Source organism: Azospirillum oryzae (genome assembly GCF_008364795.1).
Lineage (GTDB): Bacteria > Pseudomonadota > Alphaproteobacteria > Azospirillales > Azospirillaceae > Azospirillum > Azospirillum oryzae.
On sequence record NZ_VTTM01000015.1, the window covers coordinates 74749 to 100837 of the forward strand.

Here is a 26089-nt window from a genome sequence, read left to right on the forward strand (position 1 = left end):
GCGGTCTCGCGCGTTCAGACTATCGGGCGAACAGCGGAAACAGGACGCGGTGGAGCGGCAAATCCAGGACAGAAGACGAGGCAAGCCGTCCCTGAAGAAGGGGCGGCTGTTGCATGTCCGCTCCGGCCTGTCGCCGGAAAAGACGCTGCTGGTGCGCATCGGGATCGTCATCCTGCTGATCGCGCTGGTCATCGCGGTGTTCTGGTTCGACCGCGACGGGCTGAAGGACCAGATCGACGGCCACATCAGCTTTCCCGACATCCTCTATTTCGCCATGATCACGGTGACCACCGTCGGCTATGGCGACATCGTGCCGGTCAGCCACACCGCCCGCCTGATCGACGCCTTCGCGGTTACGCCGATCCGCATCTTCATCTGGTTCATCTTTCTCGGCACCGCCTATGAACTGGTGGTGCAGAGGATCGTGGAGGAATTCCGATTGAGCCGCATTCAGAAGCAGTTGCAAGGGCACATCGTGCTGTGCGGCTTCGGGCACAGCGGGTTCATCGCGGCGCAGGAAACGGTCGGGAAGGGCCATCCGGCCGACCACATCGTCGTCATCGACGAATCGGAGGACCGCATCCAGCTGGCGGCCGAATGCGGCTTCATCGGCCTGCTCGGCGACGCCACCAGCGAGGACACACTGACCAAGGCCTGCGTCGGCCGGGCCAAGGCGGTGATCGTCAGCACCGGGCGCGACGACACCACCATCCTGGTGGTCCTGACCGTGCGCCACCTGTCCGCCGCCACCAAGATCGTCGCCAGCATCAAGCAGGAGGAAAACATCAAGCTCGCCGACCTCAGTGGCGCCGATCTGGTGGTTTCGCCGCCGAAGATCGGCGGCTACCTGATGGCCGACGCGGTGGAGACGCGGCACGCCACCCCCTTCCTGTGCGACCTGATGTCGACCGGCGGGCAGATGGTGCTGACCGAGCGGCGGGCGGAACCGGACGAGGTCGGCCTGACCATGGCGGAGGTCACCGCCGGCATGGTGGTGCAGGTCCACAGCCACGGCCGCGACATCCCCTTCACCGAACGCAACCGCTACATCATCCAGCCCCAGGACACGCTGCTCATCATCAGCCCGCCGGGCGACAGGGGTCAGCCCTTGTAGTGCCGCCCGAAGCGGTTGTTCAGGAAGGCGTCCAACGGCACCTGTTCCTGCCGGATGAATCCCGCCTGCGGGATGGAGCCCTCGCGCAGCAGATCCAGCACGGCGCAGATGCCGGCGGCGGTGGTGACCTGGATGGCGCTCCAGGTGCGGCCGGCGATGGACTTGCTGTAGATCTTGGTGGCGAAGGTCTCCTGCCGCAATTCGCCTTCCTGCACGCCGGTGGCGGTCGCCAGCACCAGAACCACGTCCTGCAGGGTCAGCGGCACCGCGGTCTCCAGCACGTCCTTCAGCAGGTGGCGCCGCTCGCCCAGCCGCAGGTCGCGGATCAGCAGGCGGACGATGTCGCGGTGGCCCGGATAGCGAACGGTCTTGTAATCGAGGTTCCGCACCTTGCCCGCCAGCGTCTCGCACAGCGAGCCCAGGCCGCCCGAGGTGTTGAAGGCCTCGTAATCGACCCCGTCCAGCGCGAAGCGCTCGTCGCCCTCCAGCGGCATCACCTCGTGCGGACGGCCGTCGATGATGGCCTCGCACGGGTTGCAGTATTCGTTGATGAGCCCGTCGGTGCTCCAGGTCAGATTGTACTTCAGGGCGTTGGTCGGGTACTGCGGCAGGGCGCCGACCCGGAGATGCAGGTTGTGCAGTTGGTCGAAGCGGCGGGCGAGGTCATGGCCGACGATGGAGATGAAGCCCGGCGCCAGACCGCATTGCGGGATCAGCGCGGTGTTGGCGGTTTCCGCCAGCGACTTCACCTTGCGGGTGGCGGCGACATCCTCGGTCAGGTCCAGGTAATGGGCGCCGGCCGCGACGGCGGCGGTGGCGATCGCCGGGGTCAGGGTGAAGGGGCAGGCGCTCAAGACCGCATGCTGGCCGGCCATGGCGGCGCGCAGCGACTGCGGATCCTCCACATCGACGCGCATCACCCGCAGTCCGGCCCGTTCGGCGCGGTACAGCAGCGCCTCGTCCCGGTCGCCGATGGTGACGGCGAAATCGTCGGTTTCGGACAGCAGCGTGCCGATCATCGACCCGATCTTGCCGGCACCCAGAACCAGAACCTTCATCGTTGCCATTGTCTCCCGCTCCTCTGTTTCAGCCATCTGTGTTGGCGATTTGGCTCGCACACAAAAGGTGTCGGCGGATGCAGCCGGGCAGAACCGGGCAATGCGCCGGTCACGCCGGAGATTTCCGGCGAAATGACGGAGTTGCCGTTGAAATGACGGACGCGCTTTATCCCTCGCGCGGCACCGGCAGCGGCGCTAAGGTCGCAGCCGGTTTTCACGAAGCCCGGCCCGCACCCATGACCATCCGCCAACTGACCGCCCCGCACGCCGTCCTGCTGGAGGAGTCGCAGAACGGCGCTCCCCAGACCAGTGAGATGATCCGTGGCGAGCGCTTCCGCATTCTGGAGGAGCGTGACGGCTGGCTGCGGGCGGAGAACGCCTTCGACGGCCATGTCGGCTGGCTGCCGCCGGGCACCACGCATCGGGAGCCGGTGGCCCCCACCCACCGCGTGCGGGCCTTGCGCGCCGACCTGCACCCCGGACCGACGCACCGGGCGCCGCCGGTGGCGACGCTCAGCTTCGGGTCGCTGGTGACGCTGGACGGCCGGGCCGGGAATGGCTGGGTCGGCACCGACGACGGGCTTTGGCTGTTCGCAGGCTGGCTGGAGCCGCTGGACGCCGCGCCCGCGACCGACCACATCGCCACCGCCCTGCGCTTTTTGGAGACGCCCTATGTCTGGGGCGGGCGCAGCAGCTTCGGCATCGACTGTTCCGGGCTGGTGCTGACCGCCATGGCGGCGGCGGGCATCGTCTCCCACCACAGCAGCGGCATGCAGCGCAAGGACGAGCGGCTGGGAACGTGGCTCTCCGACGATGGCCGCGACGTGGAGTACCGGCGCGGCGACATCGTCTTCTTCCCCGGCCATGTCGGGCTGATGGTGGACGGGACGAACCTGCTGCACGCCACCGTCTTCACCATGTCAGTCGTGATCGAGCCGCTCGCCGAGGTCGCCAAACGCGCGGAGATCAACGGCGTCCGCCGTCCCAGCATTACGCGGGCGTAGCGCCTCTCCCACCAGCAGCAGGGTCGGCCCCTTGCCGGCGGCCACCCCCTGCTCCGCCATCTCGCCGAGCGTCGTCCAGTAGCGCTGCTCGTCGGGGCGGCAGCCGTTCTCCACCGCCAGGACCGGTGTGGTCGCGGGCAGCCCGGCCCCGGTCAGCCCTTGCCCGACGGCGCGGGCCTGCTCGCGCCCCATATAGATCGCCAGCGTGCCCTGCGGATCGGCCAACCGTGCCCAGTCGGGCTCGAACCGCTCGCCGTCGCGGCCATGGGCGGTGACGAAGGTGACGGCGCGCGACACCCCGCGCTTGGTCAGCGACAGCCCGGTCGAGGCGGCGCAACCCAGCGCCGCGGTGATGCCAGGGATGACGCGAACCGGAATGCCGAGGCTGTCGAGATGCTCGATCTCCTCGCCGGCGCGTCCGAACACCATCGGGTCGCCGCCCTTCAGCCGCACCACCCGCTTGCCGCGCCGGGCATGGAAGGCGATCAGCGCGTTGATCTCCCCCTGCGGCAGCGAATGCCGGCCGGACCGCTTGCCGACGCAGATGCGCTCGGCCTTCGGATGAGCGAGGTCGAGGATGCCGTCGCCGACCAGCGCGTCGTAGAGCACGATCTCGGCGGCGGCGAGTGCCTTGACCGCGGCGACGGTGAGCAGGTCGGGGTCGCCTGGGCCGGCGCCGACGAGGGTGACGGTGCCTCCCCCGCCATTATCGCCCTCTCCCCCCCGGGGAGAGGGTTGGGGTGAGGGGGAAAACTTTTCGGAAAGACGAGCGAACAACGAGAATGGAACGCGCAGCCAATCCCAAGAGGCTCCGCCACGCATCCCCCTCACCCCGGCCCTCTCCCCAGGGGGGGGAGGGAGGGTCTGGCCATCACGCCACTTCGCGCTGATGAGCATGACGAAGCACCTCCTTGAGTTCTGGCACGCAGGAACCACAATTCGTGCCGGCCTTCAACGCCGCACCGATCTCCGCCACGCTGGTCAGCCGCCGGTCGCGGATGGCACCGGCCAGCCGGTTGATCCCGACGCTGAAGCAGGCGCAGACGATCCGCCCTTCATCGGCCTGCGCGCCCGGCGCCCGCCCGGCGAGCAGACCGGCCCGCGCGCCGTCGTCCAGCCCGTCGGCCTCCAGCAGACCGGCCAGCCAGCCGCGCGGCGGCAGGCGCCCGTCGGCGGCAACGAACAGGCAGGCGTCCAGCCGGTCGCCAGCCATCCAGGCCATCCGCAGGCCGCCGCGCGCATGGTCGCGGAACTCCACCACCGCCTCCGCCGGGTCGAGGCCTGGCAGCCACGCCGCAAGGTCGGGAGTCGCCCCGATCCCCGCCATCTCCACCAGATGCCCGCCGGTCACAGCACGCCGCGCCCAATAGCCGCCATGGGCCGGCTCCACCGGCCGGCGGGTCAGCAGGAAGGCGGTCCAGTGCGGCCGCCAGGGTTCGACCGTCGCCGGCATCCGCTTCAGGTCCGGCTGGCCGGAGACCGGGTCCACCGCCTCGTCGTCGATCAGCCGGCCGATGACGCAGGCGCCGGTGAAGCGTTCGGTCCAGTGCATAGGCAGGAAGATGGTGCCTTCGCTTTGGGCATCGGTGACTCGGACCCGCGCCAGCGCCTCCCCCGCCGCCGTGGCGATGCGGGCCAGCCCACCATCCATCAATCCCCGCGCCGCCGCATCCGCCGGGTGGATGTCCAGCCGAGGCTCCGGCGCGTGCGCCGACAGGCGCGCCGACAGGCCGGTTCGCGTCATCGTGTGCCACTGGTCGCGCAACCGCCCGGTGTTCAGCAGCAGCGCCCCATCCGGCACGGTGCGCGGCAGCGGCTTCGCCGTGATCGGCAGCATCCGGGCGCGCCCATCCGTGGTGAAGAAGCGGCCATCGCCGAACAGCCGCGTCTGCGGCTCGCTCCCCGCACGCCAAGGCCAGGGGAAGGGCGCCAGTGCGTCGTAACCGGCATCGTCCAGCCCGCTCAAGGCCCCGATGTCGAAGGCCCGCGTCCCGCCATTCTCGAAATCCGACAGCGCCGCATGCTCGCGGAACACCGCGGCGGCGCTCTCATACGGAAAGGCCCCGGCGAAGCCCATCCGCCGCGCGACCTGCGTCACGATCCACCAGTCCGCCCGCGCCTCCCCTTCCCCATCCTTGAAGGCGCGCTGGCGCGAAATGGTGCGGTCGGAGTTGGTGACGGTGCCGTCCTTCTCGCTCCAGCCCTTGGCCGGCAGGCGGATATGGGCGAAGCGGCCGGTGTCGGTGTCGCGGATGCAGTCGGAAATCACCACCGTCTCGCATTTCGCCAGCGCACGGCGGACCCGGCCGGCGTCGGGCATGCTGACGGCGGGGTTGGTCGCCATGATCCACACCGCCTTGACCGTGCCGGCTTCGATGGCGCGGAACAGGTCGACCGCCTTCAGCCCCGGCTTGTCCGCCATCCGCGGCGCGGTCCAGAAGCGGCCGACCCGGTCCACCTCTTCCGCCGTGAAGCCCATATGCGCCGCCAGCTGGTTCGCCAGCCCGCCGACCTCGCGCCCGCCCATGGCGTTCGGCTGCCCGGTGACGGAGAAGGGACCGCAGCCCGGCCGGCCGATGCGGCCGGTCAGGAAATGCACGTTCAGGATGGTGTTGACGGTGTCGCTGCCCTGGGACGACTGGTTGACGCCTTGCGAATAGACCGTCACCACCCGGTCCGTCGCCGCGAACTCGGCATAGAAGGCGGCGACCTCCGCCTCCTCCAACCCACAGCGGCGGGCCACCGTCGCCACATCCGGCGCATCGGCGCGGGCAGCGGCCAGCGCCTCCTCCACCCCTTCGGCATGGGTGTCTACAAACCCGCCGTCGCGGTGGCCGCGGCTGTCGAGCCAGGCCAACAGCCCGTTGAACAGCACCGCGTCGGTGCCGGCCGTCAGCGCCAGATGGCGGTCGGCGGCATCGACGCAGTCGGTCCGCCGCGGATCGACCACGACGATGCGCGTGCCGCGCTCGGCCCGCGCCGCCAGCAGACGCTGGTTCAGCACCGGATGGCACCAGGCGAGGTTCGACCCCACCAGCACCACCAGATCGGCGGACTCGAAATCCTCGTAGGTCCCCGGCACCGCGTCGGCACCCAAGCCCCGTTTGTGCCCGACCACCGACGAGGCCATGCAGAGGCGCGAGTTGGTGTCGATGTTCGCCGATCCGATGAAGCCCTTCATCAGCTTGTTGGCGACGTAGTAATCCTCGGTCAGCAGCTGGCCGGAGACGTAGAAGGCGACCGAGTCCGGCCCATGCCTGGCGATGGTGTCGGAAAAGCGCCGGGCCACTTCGTCCAGCGCCTCGTCCCACGACACGCGCCGGTTCCCGATCTCGGGATGGAGCAAGCGCCCATCCGGCACCAGCGTGTCGGCCAGCGCCGATCCCTTGGAGCAGAGCCGTCCCCGGTTCGCCGGATGGTCGGCATCGCCGCGTACGGTCACGGCGCCGCCATCCACTCCGTCCGCCGCCACCCGCGCGATCACCCCACACCCGACCCCGCAATAGGGACAGGTGGTCTTCACCTCCCGTTTCGGCCCGGAGGACGGCTCCGCTCCGTCAAACATGGCCGCAAGCCTTGCGGCAGCCGCCGCGCGACAGCTTGGCCTCGCCGAGCGCGATGGCGACGCTGCGCCCCTCGACCCGAACCGGGACATGGCCGGTGCGGCCCTCGTCGGGGGCGACGGCCTCGCCGGTCGCCAGCTCGATCACCCAATTGTGCAGCGGACAGGTGACGCGGCGGCCATGGACGATGCCCTGGGACAGCGGCCCCTGCTTGTGCGGGCAGGCATCCTCCAGCGCGAAGACCTCGTCGGCAGCCGTGCGGAACAGGGCGATGTCGCCGCCGGGCGTGCGGACGACGCGCGACCCCAGCACCGGGATGTCGTCGACGCTGCCGACCTGGGTCCAGACGGTTTCCGAGATGGCGGTTTCGGGGGCGGCGTTTTCCATGATGATGCTGTCCATGATCCGTTACCCCACTTCGGCGAGCAGATTGAATTCGTGACGGTCGACGCCCTTGGCGGCGCGCTCTGCCCACGGGTCGTCCTGCGAGAAGGTCTGCGAGAACAGGAAGCGCGCGTTCAACGCCCGACGCCGCTCCGGATCATCGACCAGCGCCGCCTTGATGTGGTCCAGCCCGACCCGCTCCACCCACGGCGCGGTGCGCTCCAGATAACGGGCCTCCTCGCGGTACAGCTGCATGAAGGCGCCGGTGTATTCCAGCACCTCCTCCTCCGTCGCGACGCGGACCAGCAGGTCGCAGGCCCGGACATGCAGGCCGCCGTTGCCGCCGACATGCAGCTCGTACCCGCTGTCGATGCACACCACGCCCAGGTCCTTGATGGTCGCCTCGGCGCAGTTGCGCGGGCAACCGGAGACCGCCAGCTTGACCTTGTGCGGGGTCCAGGTGCCCCAGGTCATCCGCTCCAGCTTCACGCCCAGCCCGGTCGAGTCCTGCGTGCCGAAGCGGCACCATTCCGAGCCGACGCAGGTCTTCACCGTGCGCAGCCCCTTGGCATAGGCATGGCCCGACACCATCCCGGCGGCGTTCAGGTCTGCCCACACTGCCGGCAGATCCTCCTTTTTAACGCCGAACAGGTCGATGCGCTGGCCGCCGGTGACCTTCACGGTGGGGATGGCGAACTTGTCCACCACGTCGGCGATGGCGCGCAGCTCGGCGGCATTGGTCAGCCCGCCCCACATGCGCGGCACGACGGAATAGGTGCCGTCCTTCTGGATGTTGGCGTGGGCGCGCTCGTTGATGTAGCGCGACTGGTAGTCGTCCCGGTACTCGCCCGGCCAAGCGCACAGCAGGTAATAGTTCAGCGCCGGCCGGCACGACGCGCAGCCGTCGGGCGTCGTCCATTCCATTGCCTGGAACACCTCGGCCATGGTCTTCAGCCCGCGGTCCACGATGGCCGCGCGCACCGCGTCATGGGTGTGGTGGGTGCATTTGCACATCGGCTTGACCTTGGGCGCCGCCGTGAAGCCGTCGCCCAGCGTCACCGCCAGCAGCCGTTCCACCGTGCCGGAGCAGCCGCCGCAGGAGGCCGACGCCTTGGTGTGCGCCTTCACCTCGTCCAGGCTGGTCAGTCCCTTCTCGGTGATCGCCTTGACGATGGTGCCCTTGCACACGCCGTTGCAGCCGCAGATTTCGGCAGAGTCGGGCAGCGCGGCGATGGCGGCGTTCGGATCGCCGGCATCGGCACCGCCGAAGCCCTGCCCGAAGATCATGGTGTCGCGCTCGGCCGACACGTCGGCGCCGTCCTTAAGCAGCGAGAAGTACCAGGCGCCGTCCTTGGTGTCGCCATACAGCACCGCGCCCAGCAGCTTGCCGTCCTTCAGCACCAGCCGCTTGTAGACGCCGCGCGCCGCATCGCGGAACACGATGTCCTCCGTCCCCTCCCCGCCCGAGAAATCGCCGGCGGAGAACACGTCGACGCCGGTGACCTTCAGCTTGGTCGAGGTGACGGAGCCGGTGTAGGCGGCACCCTCCCCGCCCGCGAGGTCGTGGGCCAGCACCTTCGCCATTTCGAACAGCGGGGCGACGAGGCCCCAGGTGACGCCGCGATGCTCGACGCATTCGCCGACCGCGTAGATCGACGGGTCGCTGGTGCGCATCTGGTCGTCCACCCGGATGCCGCGTCCGCACTCCAGCCCGGCCGCCTTGCCCAGCGCCATGTTCGGGCGGATGCCCACCGCCATGACGACGATGTCGGCCGGCAGCTCGCGCCCATCCTTCAGCCGCACCGCGCTGACCCACTCGTCGCCGACGATTTCCGCCGTGTCGGCGCCGGTCAGCACTTCGATGCCGCGGCGCTCAAGCTCGCGTTGCAGCAGCATGCCGGCGGACTGGTCGAGCTGGCGCTCCATCAGCGTCGGCATCAGGTGGACGACGGTGACCTCCATCCCCTTGACCCGCAGCCCGTTGGCGGCCTCCAGCCCCAGCAGCCCGCCGCCGATCACCACGGCCCGCCCGCCCTTCGCCGCCGCCGCCAGCATGGCGTCGACATCGGCCAGATCGCGGAAGCCGATGACGCCCGGCAGGGTGGAGCCCGGCACCGGAATGATGAAGGGCATCGATCCGGTGGCGATCAGCAGCTTGTCATAGGGAACGACGCGGCCGGACTGCGACAGGACGGTCTTGGCCTCGCGGTCGATGCCCTCCACCGGTTCGCCGGTCAGGAGCGTGATGCCGTTGGCGTCATACCACTCGCGGCTGTTCAGCACGATCTGGTCGAAGGTCTTCTCCCCCGCCAGCACCGGCGACAGCATGATGCGGTTGTAGTTCGGGTGCGGCTCGGCCCCGAAGACGGTGACATCAAAGCGGCCCGGCGCCTTGGCCAGCAGCTCTTCCACCGTCTTCATGCCGGCCATGCCGTTGCCGACGACCACCAGCCGCTCCTTGGCCGGGCCGGCGTTCAGCAGGTTGGCCTCGTTAAGTTCAACGACGGGCCCGTTGTTCGATGAGAGATGCATGTCCATGGCGCGTCTGCCTCGTCAATCGTGTCCGGCCTGCCGCAAAGTCAGGCACGGGGCCAAAAAGAAAGGCGTCCGAACGGGCCGTCTCCCTTCCCCGCGAGTGGATCGCGAAGGCGGGTGCAGACCTGTTCGGACGCCGTTGTCCGGGCGGTTCGTCGTCGAACCAGAGCCAAATCCGCGCGTCGTCGCGAGGGCTTCGGCGGGTGTCGCGGGCACTGGCGACGTTGCTGGCGCCCGCTGTTGTCTCGCCAACCCCCTCGCAATCCGCGTGCCAGTCGCCGCGCCGGCAGACCGGCCCGTGAAAACTCCAGGGAATCCGCGGGGTCCTGCCCGGATCCGCGCCCAAGACCTAGGTGCCTATTTTTAGATCATCCTTAGGTACTGCACAAAGGATGACCATACAGGCTTGTGTGCGCCGCAAAAATCAGCAGGCGGCGCCGTGGCCACGTTGGGGGCTTCATACCTTCCGCCGGGTCATAGCTAGCAAAATCAACCTCCGTGGCCCGATTTCCGGCAAAACCCATCCTTTGGCATGAGGCTTGCGAAGAGGGAGGCCAGAGACGCGCCAACGACGGTGCGTGCATCCCAAGCGTCCAATGATGGGCCAGCCCCGGCAGTGTTGCCGACCCCGGTATCGACACGCTTTTCCGGTCGATCCCGCTGGACGCTTTCGACGGCCAAGGCGCGCAAGAGCCATCTGCCCGAAAAACAGCCAGTCCGGGACTTGCCCAGAAAATCGCCAAGGTTCGAGACCGGTGTCGCCCCACCCGGCCGCTGGCCCGGATTTCAGAGATGGAGCAACCGACGTGGCCCAAACCTCCCACACCGTCTCCCGCACCCTCCGCCACCTTCTCGCATCCGCCGCTGCGGTCGTCGCCCTGACCGCAGGCGTCTCTGCCCATGCCGCCCCGCTCGACGTGGAAAAGGAACAGCTGAAGCTCGGCTTCATCAAGCTGACCGACATGGCGCCGCTGGCCATCGCCGTCGAGAAGGGCTTCTTCGAAGATGAGGGCCTTTCCGTCACGCTGGAGCCGCAGGCGAACTGGAAGGTCCTGCTCGACCGCGTGATCTCCGGCGAGCTGGACGGCGCCCACATGCTGGCCGGCCAGCCGTTGGGCGCCACCATCGGCTTCGGCACCAAGGCGCACATCGTCACCGCCTTCTCCATGGACCTGAACGGCAACGGCATCACGCTGTCGAACGATGTCTGGCAGAAGATGAAGGCCAACGTGCCGAAGGGCGCGGACGGCAAGCCGGTCCACCCGATCAAGGCGGACGCGCTGAAGCCGGTGATCGCCCAGTATAAGGCGGAGGGCAAGCCCTTCAACATGGGCATGGTCTTCCCGGTCTCGACCCACAATTACGAGCTGCGCTACTGGCTGGCGTCGGGCGGGATCAACCCCGGCTTCTACAGCCCGACCGACGTGTCGGGCCAGATCGGCGCCGACGCGCTGCTCTCCGTCACCCCGCCGCCGCAGATGCCGGCGACGCTGGAAGCCGGCACCATCTACGGCTACAGCGTCGGCGAGCCGTGGAACCAGCAGGCGGTGGTCAAGGGCATCGGCGTGCCGGTCATCACCGACACCGAGATCTGGAAGAACAACCCCGAGAAGGTCTTCGGCGTCACCGACGAGTGGGCGAAGAAGAACCCCAAGACCCATCTGGCCGTCGTCAAGGCGCTGATCCGCGCCGCCCAATGGCTGGACGAGAACAACAACGCCAACCGCGCCGAAGCGGTGAAGATCCTGGCCAAGTCCGAATATGTCGGCGCCGACGCCAAGGTCATCGCTAACTCGATGACCGGCACCTTCGAGTATGAGAAGGGCGACAAGCGCGACGTTCCCGATTTCAACGTCTTCTTCCGCTACAACGCGACCTACCCCTTCTATTCCGACGCTGTCTGGTACCTGACCCAGATGCGCCGCTGGGGCCAGATCGCCGAGGCCAAGCCCGACAGCTGGTACGACCAGACCGCGCGCAACGTCTACAAGCCGGACATCTACCTGCAGGCCGCCAAGCTGCTGGTCGAGGAAGGCAAGGCGAAGGAGGCCGACTTCCCCTGGAAGAGCGACGGTTACAAGCCGGTCGACAACGGCTTCATCGACGGCATCCCGTACGACGGCCACAAGCCCAACGACTACCTCGCCAAGCAGCCCATCGGCCTGAAGGGCGACCAGAAGGTCGAAGGCGGTCAGGTGGTGGGGGGCTGAGCGCCCACAGCACTTCCACCAGCCAAATCCCCCTCTCCCCCCCGGGGAGAGGGTCGGGGTGAGGGGGATCCGCTTCGAGGATCTCTTCGGCTGCGCCGAACCCCCTCATCCTAACCTTCTCCCCAGGGGGGAGAAGGGATCCTGCCGAAGGGACACCCCGCCATGACCAGCCTGACCGACACCTCCGCCGACCTCGCCCGCGCCCAGCGCAAGGCGCGCCGCGCCCATACCCTCAACCGCATCGCCGCCGTCCTGACCACCGTCGGGCTGGGCTGGCTGGCGCCGCTGCTGCGGCTTGCCGCCGGCGAGAACCCGCGCCAGCAGGGCGTAGAGCTGTGGCGCCAGATGGGCATCCCGCTGACCGCCATCCTGCTGTTCCTCGCCGCATGGGGCTGGGCCGCCCCGCAGGTGCAGACCAGCCTGGGCGCCATCCCCGGCCCGGCCCAGGTGTGGGAGCAGGCGACGAACCTCTACGCCGACCACAAGGCCGAACGCGCCAAGGAAGCCGCCTTCTACGAGCGGCAGGCCAAGCGCAATGCCGAGATCCTGGCGAAGGACCCGAAGGCGGAGGTGAAGACCCGCCCCTATGCCGGCAAGCCGACCTACCTCGACCAGATCCTCACCAGCCTGAAGACGGTCTTCACCGGCTTCCTGCTCGGTGCCCTGGTCGCGGTGCCGTTGGGGGTGGCGAGCGGCCTGTCGCCGACCGTCAACGCCGCGATCAACCCGCTGATCCAGATTTTCAAGCCGGTGTCGCCGCTGGCCTGGCTGCCGCTGGTCACCATGGTGGTCAGCGCCACCGTGTCGGGCAGCGACCCGCTGTTCGAGAAGTCCTTCCTGACCTCCGCCATCACCGTCACGCTGTGCTCGCTGTGGCCGACCCTCATTAACACGGCGGTCGGCGTGTCCTCCATCGACCGTGACCTGATGAATGTCGGCAAGGTGCTGCAGCTGTCCGGCTTCACCATGGTGCGCCGCCTCGTGCTGCCGTCGGCCCTGCCCTACATCTTCACCGGCCTGCGCCTGTCGCTGGGCGTGGGCTGGATGGTGCTGATCGCGGCGGAGATGCTGGCCCAGAACCCCGGCCTCGGCAAGTTCGTCTGGGACGAGTTCCAGAACGGCTCCTCCAACTCGCTCGCCAAGATCATGGTCGCCGTCTTCACCATCGGCCTGATCGGCTTCCTGCTCGACCGCGTGATGCTGGCGCTCCAGTCCGCCGTCAGCCACAGCCCCGCCCGCTGACCCTTCACCAGAGGAGACGACGACCATGGCGATCCTGGACCTGAAGGGTGTGTCGAAGTCCTACGGCGGCACGACCGTGCTCCACAACATCGACCTGTCGATCGAAGAGGGCGAGTTCGTCGCCATCGTCGGCTTCTCCGGCTCCGGCAAGTCGACGCTCATCAACCTGATCGCCGGTCTGGCGATGCCGGACGCCGGCGAGGTGCTCTATCGCGGCAAGGCGGTCACTGGCCCCGGCCCGGAACGCGGTCTTGTCTTCCAGTCCTATTCGCTGATGCCCTGGCTCAGCGTGAAGGAGAATGTCGCCTTGGCGGTCGACGCCGTCCACAAGGCCAAGGGCGGCGCCGAGCGCGGCGTCCTGACCCGCCGGGCGGTGGAGACGGTCGGCCTCGGCCACGCCACCGACCGCCGGCCGAAGGAGCTGTCGGGCGGCATGCGCCAGCGCGTCGGCTTCGCCCGCGCGCTCGCAATGAGCCCGGAGATGCTGCTGCTGGACGAGCCGCTGTCGGCGCTCGACGCCCTGACCCGCGCCAAGCTGCAGGACGAGATCGAGGCGATCTGGCGCAAGGACCGCAAGACCGTCATCCTCATCACCAACGATGTGGACGAGGCGATCCTGTTGGCCGACCGCATCATCCCACTGACCCCCGGCCCGAACGCCACGCTCGGCCCCGCTTTCACCGTCGACCTGGCCCGCCCGCGCGACCGCACCGCCGTCAACCATGACGAGGACTTCAAGCGCCTGCGCGCCGAGGTCACCGCCTATCTGATGGAGGTCGGCGTCGCCCGCGGCACCGGCGGCGACGACGGGCTTGTCCTGCCGGACGTGAAGCCGATCACCGCCTCGCCCCCGCCCAAGGCCTACATCGAGGCGATGGGCGGGCGCGGGATGGAGGACCGCTATCTCGAATTCACCCGCCTGACCAAGACCTTCGCCACGCCGAAGGGTCCATTGACCGTGGTGGACGGCTTCGATCTGAAGATGCGCAAGGGCGAGTTCGTCTCGCTGATCGGCCATTCCGGCTGCGGCAAATCCACCGTGCTGTCGATGGTGGCGGGCCTCGCCGACATCACCAGCGGCGGCATCATCCTGGACGGCAAGGAGGTGGACGGCGCCGGCCCCGACCGCGCCGTGGTGTTCCAGGCCCCCAGCCTGTTCCCCTGGCTGACCGCCTACGAGAACGTCATGCTGGGCGTCGACCGCGTCTTCCCCCATGCCGGCAAGGGCGAGCGCGCCGACATCGCCCGCTACTACCTCGCCCGCGTCGGCCTGGGCGACAGCATGGACCGCAAGGCGTCGGAGCTGTCCAACGGCATGAAGCAGCGCGTCGGCATTGCCCGCGCCTTCGCCCTGTCGCCCAAGCTGCTGCTGCTCGACGAGCCCTTCGGCATGCTCGACAGCCTGACCCGCTGGGAGTTGCAGGAGGTGCTGATGGAGGTGTGGGCGCGCACCAAGGTGACGGCGGTCTGCGTCACCCACGACGTGGACGAGGCGCTGCTGCTGGCCGACCGGGTGGTGATGATGACCAACGGCCCGAATGCGAAGATCGGCCACATCCTGAAGGTGGACATCCCCCACCCGCGCACCCGTCAGGCCCTGCTGGAGCACCCGCGCTATTACGACTACCGGGAAGAGCTGCTGAACTTCCTGGAAGGCGGCCATGCCGGGGTGCCGAAAAAGGCGGCGTGACCGCTTTCACTCCCCGGAAAGCCCACCGAAGACCCATCGACAAGCTGGCCCCGCGGGACCAGCTTGTTGTCTTTCGGCATGACGGACGAGGGAGACCAAGATGAAGCGCGTGACCCTGCCGGACGGCACCGAGGTCCCGGCTCTCGGCCAGGGCACCTGGATGATGGCGGAGGGGAGCGGCGACCGCGCCGCCGAGATCGCCGCGCTGCAGGCGGGCATCGACCGCGGCATGACCCTGATCGACACCGCCGAGATGTATGGCGACGGCGCGTCGGAGGAACTGGTCGGCGTGGCCATCGCTGGCCGCCGCGACGGCCTGTTCATCGTCACCAAGGTCCTGCCCAGCAACGCGTCGCGCATCGGCACGGTCAAGGCCTGCGAGCGCAGCCTGAAGCGGCTGGGGATCGACCGCATCGACCTTTATCTGCTGCACTGGCGCGGCGGCGTGCCGCTGGAGGAGACGGTAGAGGCTTTCGAACAGCTGATTGAGGCCGGCAAGATCGCCCGCTGGGGCGTCTCCAACTTCGACGTGGACGACCTGGAGGAACTGGCGGAGATCACCGACCTGCACGGCTGCGCCGCCAATCAGGTGCTCTACAACCCCGAACACCGCGGCATCGAATACGATCTTCTGCCCTTCCAGCACACCGCGCGCATGCCGCTGATGGCCTATTCCCCCATCGGCCAGGGCGGCCGCCTGCTACGCTCCCCCGCGCTGCTGGCGGTGGCGAAACGCCACGACGCCACCCCGGCGCAGGTGGCGATTGCCTGGGCCTTGCGGCAGCAGGGGGTGATCGCGATTCCCAAGGCGGGAACCACCGCCCACGCCCTCCAGAACGCCGAAGCCGTGAAGTTGACTCTGACCGGGGAGGACATCGCGGAGATCGACAAGGCCTTCCCGCCGCCGAAGCGCAAGCAGCCGTTGGCGATGATTTGAGAGAAGCCGCCGGGAGGGTGCCAGACTTCGCGACTATCAATTCGCGACCGTCCGGCACTCTCCGCCAAGGCACGATCCGGACGTCACCGCAGCTTGAGGGTGACCATCTGGGAATCGGTGATCGAGGCAAGCTGTTCGCGTCGTTTTTCCCCGATCTGCTTGGCCTCGTTCACGGTGTTTTTAAATTTACTCTGGAAGAGCTGTTTCATCACGTCGCCCGATACCTTTTTCGGGCTTACCCCCGCAAATCCCGCCGCACCGCCCGTATAGTCGATCTTCTCCAACTTGACCCCGCCGTTTTCGGGCAAGCCGACAGCGAGTCCACCATGAAGCGCCGCTTTTGCAAGCCTTACAGCGGCTTCCGTCTTGATCACTGTGTAGTCCGAATGAGCATGAATCTTCTGCTCAAGCGGATCCGCCTTACCGAAGGGTTTGTTCCGTATGGCTTTGGAGAACTTCATTGTCTCTCTCCATGAGGTCTCTCGCTGTCGGCCAAGCCGATAACATGCGACAGCATGCTGGAGGCGAAACTGGCAAAATCGTCGTTCAGCACGTCTCTAACGTAGGCCGCATTGCCGTTTCCGTCCAGAAGCAGCACCATGGCGGGCCGCGCATGCCCGTCGTCTACCGACGAATATATGGGGATGGAAAACTGCCATGTCATTCCCCTCCACAGCTGAAGGCGGAGGCGGCGATTGGCGCCTCCTGCCAGCCGATAAGTGAAAGGCGCGGCATCGAAGGTCGGTTTCCCGGTGCAGAAGACATGCCCCGCCAGAGAGCCGTCGATTGGAACGGTCAAGGTCTCGTCGGGATAGCCGGAACGGTTATGACCATGAAGATACCGAAGGCTGCGATGGGTGCCGGGTTCGGCCATGGCAAGACACACCCGAACCTCGCCCGCATTGCCATGACCGCCCGCTTTGAGCAGATCGACGACAATCTCATGCACGTCCTGGCATGCGCTCTGTAGCAGACTGGGCCGTGTGTCCAGTTCATAGATGACGTTGGCCGACGCCCACTGATAAGCCGCGCCAACCACCTTTGCCGCCTGATCCGCCCCCAGATCGAAATCCAGGACCCTGACATCGGTCCTGATCGGCAGGACGTACAGGCCGGCCGCCGCCCTCTTGTTCAGGATTCCGGCCCCGAAGAGGGCGGCCCGCGTCGCGGCGGCAAGATTGTGGAAAGGCGTCAGCAAGGCCGTCGGCCCGCCGTCTTTCCGGCGCTCGTTCTCGACGATTTCAATCGCGATGGTATGAGCGTCGGGATCGAGAGCGCGCTCCTCGTCGAACGTCCAGGCCGGCAGGTTGCTGACCAGACCGCCATCGTAATAGGGGACGCCGGCAATGGTCTTGGGACTGAAGATGACCGGGATGGCGATGGACGCGGCAACCGCATCGGCGACCGCCACCTGCGGCGTGTGCTCCTGCGAAAACAGCGTCAGGTCGCCGCTCTCCAGGTTGGTGGCGACGATCTTCAGCGGTCGAGGCAGATCCTTGAAACAGACCCGGCCTTCGGCCCCGACGCCGCGGATCTTCCGGCGTAACGCACGATCCATGTTGATGGTGAAGGTGTCGGTTGAGCACAGCCCGGCGCATAGCCAACGAAAAACGAGGACCGCGACCGCCATCACCGCCAGCATGAACAGCGGCACGCCGAACATCGACGTAAGTCCCCAGGTCTCCCGATCCAGATGCCACCCCACCCAGGCAAAAAACAGCACGAAAAAACTCCCCAGCCCGCCGAGCAGCAGTTTCCAATGGTCCAGGCACCAGCGGAATCCGCGGATTATGCTCCAGGCGTCGCCGAAGAGTTCGGTGGCGCGGCCGAGATGCAGATCCTGCAGGATCGTATGGGAGCCATCCAGCGCGAACAGCTCCTCCGCACGATAGCCGGCGGCAACGAGCGCCGCCAGGATGGCGCCGGCCGACGTGCCCGCCACGCCCAGTATGTGCGGTTCCAGTTCTTCGATGGCATGCAAGGCGCCGACATGCACCAGCCCCTTCGCCCCACCGCCCTCGAAAACCAGAATGGCACGCTTGGACCGCATCTTCCTCGCCGCCAACACTGCTCTCCCCGCTCTACAGGCCGGCTCCGATCGGCTCAACGCTTCGACCTTCGTACAGCGTTTCCGAATTTCCGCCCAGGCAAAAAAGATGAGGTGCCGACGACTCTATCGTCTTCCGGTTGCTGGCGCCATGCCGGTCGAGACGCGGGTCCAAAATGGCGAAGGCCGCCAACCCGTTCCGGTTGGCGGCCTTCAGAATGGTGGTCCCGACTGGGATTGAACCAGTGACCCCTACGATGTCAACGTAGTGCTCTCCCGCTGAGCTACGAGACCACGGGAACCCAGAACTGTCGCTCCAGTAATGGAGCGGGCGAAGGGATTCGAACCCTCGACCCCAACCTTGGCAAGGTTGTGCTCTACCCCTGAGCTACGCCCGCAAAGTGGCGCGAGTGACGGGACTTGAACCCGCGGCCTCCGGCGTGACAGGCCGGCGCTCTAACCAACTGAGCTACACCCGCGCTGAGGAGCGGCGCCTTATACAAGGCTTCACCCCGACAGACAAGACATAAACCAAACCCAAACCTTCAGAAGTGGTGGAGCCAAGGAGGATCGAACTCCTGACCTCTACAATGCCATTGTAGCGCTCTCCCAGCTGAGCTATGGCCCCACTATACTTCTGCTACCCTTCACCAACACTTTGGGTGTTGGTGCGCTTGGAGGGAGTCGAACCCCCACGGCCTTTCAGCCACTAGGACCTGAACCTAGCGCGTCTACCAGTTCCGCCACAAGCGCTTTCCCCGCACCGCGTTGGGCGCCGCGGGGAGCGCCTATGTAGCGGGATGGACCGCCGCCCGCAAGCGGAGAATTCACTCTCCGCGAAAATTTTTCCCAAGCCCGTTCCGGCGGGCCAGAAGGGCCAGTCCAACCCCCACCGCCACGCCCGCCGCGACCCCGGCGCCGATGCGCCACGCCGCCCGGTTCACGTCGCCGAACACCGTCGCGCCGCGCAGGATCGTCTCCGCCATCGGCTCCGGCCGGTCGGGGTCGAGCAGGCGCTCGTCAACCAGCCGGCGCTCCGTCTCGTTCAGCGGCTCCGGCTCCAACGGGCGGAGCGAGCGGCCGGTAGGGCGCATCAGCCGGTCCACCATGGCGGTCAGCGATCCGGTCTCCTCCTCCGTCCGCTCCACCTCGGCCACGGCGACGCCCAGATGCTCCGCCATCAGGCGGGTGCGGACGGAGCGGATGGCGCGGCACACCTCCGGCCGCTCGCCCTGCGGGACCTCGATGGCGAGGTCGCATTCGGTGTCCAGCCCCTGGGACCGGTTGTTGATGTTGGACGACCCCACCCGCAGCAGCCGGTCGTCGACCACCAGCACCTTGGCATGGACATAGATGCCCTCTCCGCCCTCGGTCACCGGGACCAGGATGCGGAAGCGGCGGTGGGTGTCGGCCGCGCGCAGGCGCTGGAGCAGCAGCGAGCGTGCACTGCCCATCGCCTCCTCCTCGACCCAGGCGGGCGTGCGCTCGGGATTGATGACCACCACCTCCGGCCCGTCGGGTTCCGACAACCGGGCGGTGATGGCGCCAACGATCTTCTGCGAGGCGAAATACTGACTTTCCAGGTAGATGAAATCGCGCGCGGCGGCGATGGCGGCCAGATACAGCGCTTCGATCTCGCGCACGCCGCGCTTTCCCGTCTTCTGCGTTCCCTCATGGTCAGCCATCGGATCTGTCCGCGCGATGGCGACCGGGAGGTCGCGGAAGTCGGGTTCCAGATCGTCGGGCCAGAATGCCGGGACCGGCGGCGGCGGGACCAGCGTCTCCCCGGTCGCGCGTCGCCAGCGCTCGCGCGCCAGGTCACCCAACGCCCGCGCGGCCTCCCCGTCGACCGCCGTGGTCACGTCATGGAAGGGGCCGTATGGCTCGCCGCTCGGCCGCACCCGGCGGGGGTCGCCGTCGCGGTGGTCGGGCGTGTCCCAGCGGTCGGTGGTCATGTCGATGCCGCCGCAGAAGGCCAGGGCATCGTCGATGATGGCGATCTTCTGGTGGTGGCAGGCGCCCGGCGGATGGGCGGAATCCAGGCGGAAGCGCAGGCGCCGGCTGGTCATCCAGTCCAGCAGGACCAGCGGAGTCCCGCCGCGGAACGGCATCTTCAGAATCGCCAGATCCCATTTCAGCACATTGATGGTCAGTTCCGGCCGCACCCGGACGATCCAGCTCAGGAAATCGCCCAGCTCGTTCGGCACGCCCGGCATCGGGTCATCGGGCTCCAGCTTGATCCGGGTGTCGAAATCCCAGCCGATCAGCATCACGGTGTGGCGGGCATTGAGGATGGCGGCCTTGATCCGGGCGAAATAGGCGGCGGCGTCGATGATGACCGCCACCCGATCCGCTTTTTCGATCCGCCAGCAGGTCCGGCCGGGCACCAGAACCGGGCCGGCCGGAGTCTGGCCAGCCTGAAACGTGGAGTCTGGGCGGGCGGCGTCCGGCATCGCTGCCATGTCGAGCTTTCCTTCCGGCGTTGTGGAGCGGCATCGCGGGACCGGCAGCGGAACCGCTGCCATGCCCTTCGATGAACCCCGCAAGCCGGCGGACGGTTCCCCGATTCCGTTCAGTCCGCCCCGAATCGCAGCCGCATCCGATGCCGGTAGGTTTCGCCGGGGTCGAGCCGAGCCGAAGGGAAATGGCCGATGTTCGGGCTATTGGGAAACCGCTGGCTCTCCAGCGCCAGCCCGGCGAAGCGGCGATAGGGCTGCCCGCCCTTCCCCACCATTTTCTCGCTGAGATAGCCGCCGGTATAGACCTGCAGCCCCGGCTGGTCGGTCGCCAGCTCCATCCACCGGCCCGATGCCGGATGCTCCAGCATCGCCACCGGCCGCAGCTCTCCCACCGGCCCCTCCAGGCACCAGTTGTGGTCGAAGCCGAAGCCGCCAACCGCCGCCAGCGCCTCGCCCAGCTCTACCCCGCCGCGCCCCATATCACCGGGCCCCATATCGCTGCGCAGGTCGAAGGCCGTGCCGCCCACCGGCCGCACCTCCCCCGTCGGGATCAGGTCGGCGCCGACCGGCGTTGTGAAGCCGCCGCGCACCGTCAGCCGATGGTCGCGCAGATCGCCCGACGCATGACCCCCGAGGTTCCAGTAGCTGTGATGGACGAGGTTGACGACGGTCGGCCGGTCGCAGACCGCCGTCATGCGGATGTCCAGCACCCCGTCGTCGCTCAGCTGGTAGCGCGTGCTCGCCGTCAGCGTTCCGGGAAAGCCCTGGTCGCCATCCGGAGAGACCAGCGTGAAGGTAACGGCGTTCTCCGCCTCATCGACTTGTGCCGCCCAGATCCGCCGGTCGAACCCCTCCGGTCCCCCATGCAGCTGGTTCGGCGGCTCGTTGACGGCCAGCTCATGGCGCACGCCGTCCAGCGTGAAGGACGCCCCGCCGATGCGGTTGCCGTACCGGCCGCAGGTGGCGCCGAAATAGGCGTCGCTCGCCAGGTAATCGGACAACCGGTCGAAGCCCAGCACCACATCGGCGCCGGTCCCGTCGCGGTTGGGCACCATCATCCGCACCAGCCGGGCGCCGTGGGCGATCACGGTCGCCTCCAGCCCACCGGCGGACAGGATGAACCCCTCCACCGGCCGGCCTTCATACGTATCGAACAGGAAACTTTCGATGGGCATCACGCCTCCGCCGGTTCGCCGCCGCGGCCGGCCCAGACCGTCAGCAGACCCTTCTGCAACAGGATGAAGACGAACAGCAGCACGCCGATGGCGATCTTGGTCCACCAGCTGCTGAGCGTGCCGTCGAAGGTGATGTAGGTCTGGATCAGCCCCTGAATCAGCACGCCGACGAAGGTGCCGACGACATAGCCATAGCCGCCGGTCAGCTGGGTGCCGCCGATCACCACCGCGGTGATGGTGTCCAGCTCCACCCCCGTCGCCGCCAGCGAATAGCCGGCGCCGGTGTAGAGCGAGAACACGATCCCCGCCAGCCCGGCCAGCAGCCCCGACAGCGCATAGACCGCCACGGTCGTCCGCCCCACCGGCACGCCCATCAGCTCCGCCGATTGCCGGTTGCCGCCCAGCGCATAGAGGTTGGCGCCGAAACGGGTCCAGTGTGCCAGCACCACCGCCGCGACCACCACCCCCAGCATCAGCATCGCCGGCAGGCTGAGCTTGCCCCCCGCCCCGAAGCGCAGCGCGATGTCGTTCAACTCGCCATAGAGCGGATGGTTGATCGGCACCGAATCGGTGGTCAGGACGAAGCCCAGCCCACGGGCGATGAACATCCCGGCCAGCGTGACGATGAAGGGTGGCATCTGGAAGACATGGATCACCCCGCCCATCGCCGCGCCGAATCCGCCGGCGGCGATAAGCGCGACGGCGAAGGCGGCCAGCGGGTGCCAGCCGCCATGCTCGATCAGCACGGCGAGCAGCACGGTGGTGAAGCCGATCACCGCCCCCACCGACAGGTCGATCCCGCCGGACAGGATGACGAAGGTCATGCCGATCGCGGTGATGCCGAGAAAGGCGTTGTCGGTCAGAAGGTTGCCCACCACCCGCCAGGAGGCGAAGTTGGGGAACTGCGCCGCGCACATCAGGAACCCGACCACCAGCACCGCGGTGGTGACGATCAGCGGAAGGAACCGCTGGAGTGCACTGGTCATGGCTTTGCCCCTCCGCTGGTCGGCGCCACCGGCGGCTTGACCGCGCCCATCGGCCGGGCGCCCTTGGGACGCGGCAGGAACAGGGTCAGCGTCGGCGATTGCAGCAGCAGGACGACCAGCAGGACGCCCGCCTTGACGATCAGGTTGAATTCCGGCTTGAAGCCGCTCAGCAGGATGCCGGTGTTCATCGCCTGGATGATCAGCGCCCCCACCACCGACAGCACCAGCCCGAACCGCCCGCCCAGCAGCGACGTGCCGCCGACCACCACCGCCAGGATGGCGTCCAGCTCCAGCCACAGCCCGGCATTGTTGGCGTCGGCGCCGCGGATGTCGGCGGTGACGATCAGTCCGGCCACCGCGGCGCACAGCCCACACCAGACATAGACGGCGACCAGAATCACCGGCGTGTTGACGCCGGCCCCGGCGCTGGACAGCCGGTTGATGCCGACCGCCTCGATCATCAGCCCCAGCGCGGTCGCCCGCACCAGCAGCGCCGTGACCGCCAGCAGCGCGATGGTGATGACCACCGGCATCGGCACGGTCAGGAAGGACCCGCCGCCGATGAAGGCCAGCGCCGGGCTGGTGAAGGTGACGATCTGCCCCTCCGTCACCAGCTGGGCGATGCCGCGCCCGGCGACCATCAGGATCAGGGTGGCGATGATCGGCTGGATGCGCAGCACCGCCACCAGCAGCCCATTCCACAGCCCGCACAGCAGCCCGGCGGCCAGCGACGCCGCCAACACCGCCGGCAGTCCCCATCCGGCACCGGTCATTGTGGCGGCGACCGCGCCGGAGATCGCCATGACGGCGCCGACCGACAGATCGACGCCGCGCGTCGCGATGACCATGGTCATGCCGATGGCGAGCAGCGCCACCGGGGCGCCGCGGTTCACCACGTCGATCAGGCTGCCGAACAGCCGGCCGTCCTGCAGACGGATCGCGAAGAAATCGGGAAACAGCAGCCAGTTGGCCAGCAGAACGGCGACCAGCGCGCCATATTGCGGCAGGTTGCGCGCCGGACCGGGAGCGGACAGCGTCATTGCCGCACCTCCATATTGGGCGTCTCCGACGCGATGGCGGCGACGATGCGCTCCACGCTAACCTCCCCTCCCCTCAGTTCCGCGACATGGCGGCGGTCGCGCAGCACGACGACCCGGCGGCTGTAGGCGACGATCTCCTCCAACTCCGACGACACCACCAGCAGCGCCATGCCGTCGGCGCACAGCCGCTCGATCAGGCGGATGATCTCGGCATGCGCGCCCACGTCGATGCCGCGCGTCGGCTCGTCGAGGATCAGCAGCCGCGGCTCGGTCGCCAGCCAGCGCGCCAGCAGCGCCTTCTGCTGGTTGCCGCCGGACAGCAACTGAATCGGCCGCTCGGCGTCCGGCGTGCGGATGTCGAGCAGGCGGATGAAGCGGTCGGCAATCTCCTCCTGCCGACGGCGCGGGATCGGCTTCAGCCAGCCCTGCCGCGCCTGCAGCGCCAGGATGATGTTCTCCCGCACCGACAGTTCGCCGACGATGCCCTCCTTCTTGCGGTCCTCCGGACAGAAGCCGAAGCCGAGCCGCACGGCGTCGCGCGGGCCTTTCAGCCGGATCGTCCGGCCGTCCACCGTCGCCTCGCCCCGGTCGGCGCGGTCCATTCCGAAGACCAGCCGCACCGTCTCCGTCCGCCCCGATCCCAGCAATCCTGCCAGCGCCACCACCTCGCCCGGACGGATGTCGAGGTCGAACGGCTCGACACTCCGCGCCTTGCCGAATCCCTTGAAGCTGGCCAGCGGCGGACGGCTGTCCAGCTCCGCCGGGCCAAGGTCGATGCGGTGCGCCGCCGCCTCCAGCTCGCGCCCCAGCATCATGGCGACCAGATCCAGGCGCGGCAGCTCGGCCGTCCGCCGCTCCCCCACCAGCCGGCCATTGCGCAGCACGGTGATGCGGTCGCAGACCTCATAGACCTGATCGAGGAAATGGGTGACGAAGACGATGCCGATCCCGCGCGACCGCAGGGTCCGCATCACCTTGAACAGCACCGCCACCTCCTGTGCGTCCAGGCTGGCGGTCGGTTCGTCGAGGATCAGCACCTTGGCCGACATGTCGACCGCGCGGGCGATGGCGATGATCTGCTGGGTCGCCACTGAAAAGCGGCCGAGCGGCGCCGTCACGTCGATCGACAGGCCGTAGGGCATCAGGATGGCACGTGCCCGCCGCCGCATGGCGCCGCGGTCGACCAAACCCCAGCGCATCGGCTGGCGCCCCAGGAACAGGTTTTCCGCCACCGACAGGTTCGGCAGCAGGTTCACCTCCTGATAGACGGTGCCGATGTGCAGGCGCTGCGCCTCCTCCACCCCGCGCGGCGCGATCTCCCGCCCCTCGAGCGCCACGGTTCCGCCGTCGCGCTGGTAGACGCCGGTCAGCGTCTTGATGAGCGTCGATTTGCCGGCGCCGTTCTCGCCCAGCAGGGCATGGATTTCGCCATGGCGCAGGGTGAAATCGACGCCGTCGAGCGCCTGGACGCCGAGGAAGGCCTTGGACAGCCCGCGGATCGCCAGCAGCGGCGTTGAAGGAGGAGCGGTGGACGCCGTCATGACGGACCTCGCCGGAAGCGCAATGAAATGTGTGGAGAATCCCCTCTCCCCGGGGGGGAGAGGGAGATTTCACCCCCGATCAATAAGCGTCCTTGCGGCGCTCATACTCGGCCTTGGCGGTGTCGGGCGTGAACAGCTTCGATTCCGTCTGGATCCACTTCGGCGGCATCTTGCCGTCCTTCTTGTAGGCGACCAGCGCGTCGAAGGCCGGGCCGGCCATGTTCGGCGTCAGCTCCACCGTGGCGTTGGCCTCGCCTTCGGACATCGCCTTGAAGATGTCGGGCACGCCGTCGATGGACACGACCAGGATGTCCTTGCCCGGCTTCAGGCCGGCTTCCTTGATCGCCTGAATGGCGCCGACCGCCATGTCGTCGTTGTGGGCATAGACGGCGCAGATGCCCTTGCCGCCATTCTCGGCCTTGATGAAGCTTTCCATCACCTCTTTGCCCTTGGCGCGGGTGAAGTCGCCGGACTGGGTGCGGATGATCTTCATCCCCGGATTCTTGGCGACGACCTCGTCGAAGCCCTTCTTGCGGTTGATGGCGGGCGACGAGCCGACGGTGCCCTGCAGTTCCACCACCGCGCATTTGCCGCCGGTCTGCTTGGCCAGCCATTCGCCGGCCACCCGGCCCTCATGCACGGTATCGGAGGTGACGGCGGTCATGTAGAGGCTCTGGTCCTTGGTCTCGATCTGGCGGTCGAGCAGCATGACCGGGATCTTCGCCTCCTTGGCCTCCTTCAGCACCGAATCCCAGCCGGTCGCCACCACCGGCGCGATGAAGATCGCATCGACGCCCTGGGCGACGAAGGAGCGCACCGCCTTGATCTGGTTCTCCTGCTTCTGTTGGGCGTCGGAGATCTTGAGGTCGATCCCGCGCTTCTCGGCTTCAGTCTTGGCGGTCTTCGTCTCGGCCGCGCGCCAGCCCGATTCGGACCCGATCTGCGAGAAGCCGACGACCAGCTTCTTGGCATCGGCGGCCTGGACGGCGCCCAACCCGATGAACAGCGCCGCCGCGGCGGTGGCGGCGGAGATCACCCATTTCCTGGACATCCGTTTCACTCCCTGAGGTTTTTAAGGCGAGGTTTTTAAGGCGAGGTTCTGAG

General features: G+C 67.8%; 19 protein-coding genes and 5 tRNA genes. 6 read left to right on the forward strand and 18 right to left on the reverse strand.

The genetic code is table 11. The annotated features are described in order from the left end of the window. Positions 1 to 49 precede the first annotated feature (49 nt). Positions 50 to 1114 carry a potassium channel family protein gene (locus FZ938_RS27260; RefSeq protein WP_149201408.1) on the forward strand — a complete coding sequence of 355 codons (1065 nt, stop codon included), beginning with the start codon at positions 50 to 52 and terminating at the stop codon, positions 1112 to 1114. On the opposite strand, the gene FZ938_RS27265 is transcribed toward FZ938_RS27260, so the two are convergent. Next, positions 1102 to 2181, reverse strand: coding sequence for a saccharopine dehydrogenase family protein (locus FZ938_RS27265; RefSeq protein ID WP_149201409.1), 1080 nt, complete (start codon positions 2179 to 2181; stop codon positions 1102 to 1104). The genes FZ938_RS27260 and FZ938_RS27265 overlap by 13 nt on opposite strands. A 143-nt stretch (positions 2182 to 2324) precedes the next feature. On the opposite strand from FZ938_RS27265, the gene FZ938_RS27270 reads away from it, so the two are divergent. Then, positions 2325 to 3176, forward strand: a complete 852-nt coding sequence (locus FZ938_RS27270; protein WP_246457993.1) for a C40 family peptidase — start codon at positions 2325 to 2327, stop codon at positions 3174 to 3176. On the opposite strand, the gene cobA is transcribed toward FZ938_RS27270, so the two are convergent. The 4 genes from cobA to nirB form a co-directional block, all read right to left on the reverse strand. Next, complete coding sequence (gene cobA / locus FZ938_RS27275; protein WP_149201410.1) at positions 3093 to 3953, reverse strand: uroporphyrinogen-III C-methyltransferase; 861 nt, start codon at positions 3951 to 3953, stop codon at positions 3093 to 3095. The genes FZ938_RS27270 and cobA overlap by 84 nt on opposite strands. A gap of 94 nt (positions 3954 to 4047) precedes the next feature. Beyond that, entirely contained in the window at positions 4048 to 6741 is a 2694-nt protein-coding gene (locus FZ938_RS27280) for a nitrate reductase (RefSeq protein ID WP_149201411.1), read from the reverse strand. Further along, positions 6734 to 7141, reverse strand: a complete 408-nt coding sequence (nirD, locus tag FZ938_RS27285; RefSeq protein ID WP_149201412.1) for a nitrite reductase small subunit NirD — start codon at positions 7139 to 7141, stop codon at positions 6734 to 6736. Before nirD ends, FZ938_RS27280 begins: the two co-directional genes overlap by 8 nt. 6 nt (positions 7142 to 7147) lie before the next feature. Further along, a complete protein-coding gene (gene nirB / locus FZ938_RS27290) occupies positions 7148 to 9655 on the reverse strand; it encodes a nitrite reductase large subunit NirB (protein WP_149201480.1) in 2508 nt (835 codons plus the stop codon). Between the two features lie 809 nt (positions 9656 to 10464). On the opposite strand from nirB, the gene FZ938_RS27295 reads away from it, so the two are divergent. The 4 genes from FZ938_RS27295 (at position 10465) to FZ938_RS27310 (ending at position 15737) form a co-directional block, all read left to right on the forward strand. Next, complete coding sequence (locus FZ938_RS27295) at positions 10465 to 11868, forward strand: CmpA/NrtA family ABC transporter substrate-binding protein (protein WP_149201413.1); 1404 nt, start codon at positions 10465 to 10467, stop codon at positions 11866 to 11868. Between the two features lie 162 nt (positions 11869 to 12030). Continuing rightward, on the forward strand, positions 12031 to 13110 hold the full coding sequence (locus tag FZ938_RS27300) for an ABC transporter permease (protein WP_149201414.1): 1080 nt from the start codon (positions 12031 to 12033) through the stop codon (positions 13108 to 13110). Positions 13111 to 13135: 25 nt separating this feature from the next. Beyond that, positions 13136 to 14800, forward strand: a complete 1665-nt coding sequence (locus tag FZ938_RS27305; protein ID WP_149201415.1) for an ABC transporter ATP-binding protein — start codon at positions 13136 to 13138, stop codon at positions 14798 to 14800. Between the two features lie 100 nt (positions 14801 to 14900). Further along, the gene (locus FZ938_RS27310) at positions 14901 to 15737 is read left to right on the forward strand and encodes an aldo/keto reductase (RefSeq protein ID WP_149201416.1); all 837 of its coding nucleotides are present in this window, start codon (positions 14901 to 14903) and stop codon (positions 15735 to 15737) included. An 83-nt stretch (positions 15738 to 15820) separates the two neighbouring features. On the opposite strand, the gene FZ938_RS27315 is transcribed toward FZ938_RS27310, so the two are convergent. The 13 genes from FZ938_RS27315 to ytfQ all read right to left on the reverse strand — a co-directional run bounded on the left by FZ938_RS27315 (position 15821) and on the right by ytfQ (position 26036). Continuing rightward, positions 15821 to 16198, reverse strand: coding sequence for a hypothetical protein (locus tag FZ938_RS27315; RefSeq protein ID WP_149201417.1), 378 nt, complete (start codon positions 16196 to 16198; stop codon positions 15821 to 15823). Continuing rightward, entirely contained in the window at positions 16195 to 17787 is a 1593-nt protein-coding gene (locus tag FZ938_RS27320) for a patatin-like phospholipase family protein (RefSeq protein ID WP_149201418.1), read from the reverse strand. Before FZ938_RS27320 ends, FZ938_RS27315 begins: the two co-directional genes overlap by 4 nt. Positions 17788 to 18003: 216 nt before the next feature. Continuing rightward, positions 18004 to 18078 (reverse strand) — tRNA-Val (locus FZ938_RS27325). A 29-nt stretch (positions 18079 to 18107) separates the two neighbouring features. Continuing rightward, positions 18108 to 18182, reverse strand: a tRNA-Gly gene (locus FZ938_RS27330). 4 nt (positions 18183 to 18186) lie between these two features. Next, positions 18187 to 18263: transfer RNA gene (locus tag FZ938_RS27335), tRNA-Asp, on the reverse strand. Positions 18264 to 18336: 73 nt separating this feature from the next. Continuing rightward, positions 18337 to 18412: transfer RNA gene (locus tag FZ938_RS27340), tRNA-Ala, on the reverse strand. A 38-nt stretch (positions 18413 to 18450) separates the two neighbouring features. Further along, positions 18451 to 18537, reverse strand: a tRNA-Leu gene (locus tag FZ938_RS27345). Between the two features lie 74 nt (positions 18538 to 18611). Next, the gene (locus FZ938_RS27350) at positions 18612 to 20246 is read right to left on the reverse strand and encodes a phospholipase D-like domain-containing protein (RefSeq protein WP_211101176.1); all 1635 of its coding nucleotides are present in this window, start codon (positions 20244 to 20246) and stop codon (positions 18612 to 18614) included. Between the two features lie 110 nt (positions 20247 to 20356). Further along, a complete protein-coding gene (locus FZ938_RS27355) occupies positions 20357 to 21418 on the reverse strand; it encodes an aldose epimerase family protein (protein WP_149201419.1) in 1062 nt (353 codons plus the stop codon). Beyond that, positions 21418 to 22404, reverse strand: coding sequence for a galactofuranose ABC transporter, permease protein YjfF (gene yjfF, locus FZ938_RS27360; RefSeq protein WP_149201420.1), 987 nt, complete (start codon positions 22402 to 22404; stop codon positions 21418 to 21420). The genes FZ938_RS27355 and yjfF overlap by 1 nt, the downstream gene beginning before the upstream one ends. Continuing rightward, the gene (locus FZ938_RS27365; RefSeq protein ID WP_149201421.1) at positions 22401 to 23444 is read right to left on the reverse strand and encodes an ABC transporter permease; all 1044 of its coding nucleotides are present in this window, start codon (positions 23442 to 23444) and stop codon (positions 22401 to 22403) included. Before FZ938_RS27365 ends, yjfF begins: the two co-directional genes overlap by 4 nt. Next, entirely contained in the window at positions 23441 to 24985 is a 1545-nt protein-coding gene (gene ytfR, locus FZ938_RS27370) for a galactofuranose ABC transporter, ATP-binding protein YtfR (RefSeq protein WP_149201422.1), read from the reverse strand. The genes FZ938_RS27365 and ytfR overlap by 4 nt, the downstream gene beginning before the upstream one ends. Positions 24986 to 25064: 79 nt before the next feature. Beyond that, positions 25065 to 26036, reverse strand: coding sequence for a galactofuranose ABC transporter, galactofuranose-binding protein YtfQ (gene ytfQ, locus FZ938_RS27375; protein WP_149201423.1), 972 nt, complete (start codon positions 26034 to 26036; stop codon positions 25065 to 25067). Between the last annotated feature and the right edge of the window lie 53 nt (positions 26037 to 26089).